The sequence below is a fragment of the Pseudomonas sp. K5002 genome, assembly GCF_013386655.1.
Taxonomy (GTDB): Bacteria; Pseudomonadota; Gammaproteobacteria; order Pseudomonadales; family Pseudomonadaceae; genus Aquipseudomonas.
Map to the genome: position 1 here is coordinate 1 of NZ_JACARK010000890.1, position 1,501 is coordinate 1,501.

Below are 1,501 nucleotides of genomic sequence, written 5' to 3' on the forward strand. Positions count from 1 at the left end.
ACGGTCACGCTGGAAGAGTTGGTGGAGCAACCGTTCGTGCTTGCCACCGGCGGCTGCACCGTCAACGCCCGCAGCCTGGCGCAGGAAGCCGGACTGGTGATGAGCGAGGTGCGGGTGGAAGTGCGCGAGTGGAACAGCGCTTTCAGCCTGGTGCGTGAAGGCGTGGGAGTGACGCTGGTGCCCGAGATGACCCTGCCGGCCCAGCGCCAAGGCTTGCGCATCATGCCCCTGGCGGAGCCGGTGCATCGCGAGTTTGCGTTGGTGACATCACGCCACCAACCGCCTTCAGCAGTGGTTAATGCTTTGTTGCAAATGCTGGCTGACTAGTGGCCTTGCATAGCGCCAACGCCTGTCTATGCTCACCCAGAACCGTTGATGACGCTCGGCATATAAAGCGTTTCGGATAGGTTTCCCCATAAAGGTCTTCGATCAAGATTCAAACCGTGAATGGAATGCGCCCGCGTGGGCGTCGGGAAAATAAAGGGTGATCTGACATGTTCAACCGCCAACACAAATCCGACCTGCTGGAAATCGAACGTTTCTCCTGCGCCCTTACCGAAGCCAAAGCCAAATTGGCCGCCATCAGCCGTTCCATGGCAATGATCGAGTTTGATCGCGACGGCATCGTGCTGGATGCCAATGAAAATTTCTGCAAGACCATGGGCTACCGCGCCGAAGAAATTCGCGGCAAGCATCACCGGATTTTCTGCGAAGAGGCCTACACCCACACCGATGCCTACGCCAAACTCTGGCGCGACCTGGCGCGGGGCGAGCCCCTCAGTGGCACCTTCATGCGGTTGAACAAGCATGGCCAGGAAGTGTGGCTGGAGGCCAGTTACATGCCGGTAATCGGTACCGACAACCAGGTGCAAAGCGTGATCAAGGTGGCCTCGGACATCTCGGCGCGGATTCACCGCGAGCATGAAAACCAGAGCCTGATCGACGCCATCGGCCGCTCCATGGCGGTCATTGAATTCACCCCGCAAGGCCAGATCCTGAATGCCAACGACAACTTCCTGAAGACGGTGAAGTATTCCCTCAGTGAAATCGTCGGCCAGCACCACAGTCTGTTTTGTCATCGCGGTGAGACCGATTCGCCGGCCTACAAGGCATTCTGGGCCTCGCTCAACCGCGGCGAATATCACTCCCACCGCTTTGAGCGCAAAGATAAATTCGGCCAAACGCTGTTCCTGGAAGCCTCCTACAACCCGATCTTCGATGCCAACGGGCGCCTGTACAAAGTGGTGAAGTTCGCCAGCGACATCACCGACCAGGTCACCACCTTGCGCACGGCTGCCGACTCGGCTCACGCCACCTCGGTGCAAAACGACGCCTGCGCCCGCAAGGGTTCGGAAGTGGTGCAGCAGACCGTGCAGATCATCGAAGAAATTTCCCGTGACCTTAACGAAGCGGCCGTGAGCATCGACGCAGTGAGCAAGCAGTCGGACATCATCGGCACCATCGTCCAGACCATCCGCGGCATCGCCGACCAGACCAACCT

At 58.8% G+C, this 1,501-nt stretch carries 2 protein-coding genes; both read left to right on the forward strand.

What is annotated here, in order from left to right; all coding sequences use genetic code 11:
- Positions 1–327, forward strand: a 327-nt coding sequence (locus HX846_RS30575; RefSeq protein WP_178966815.1) for a LysR family transcriptional regulator substrate-binding protein, incomplete at its 5' end; no start/stop codon positions are given.
- 167 nt (positions 328–494) lie between these two features.
- Positions 495–1,501, forward strand: a 1,007-nt coding sequence (locus HX846_RS30580) for a PAS domain-containing methyl-accepting chemotaxis protein (protein ID WP_178966816.1), incomplete at its 3' end; no start/stop codon positions are given.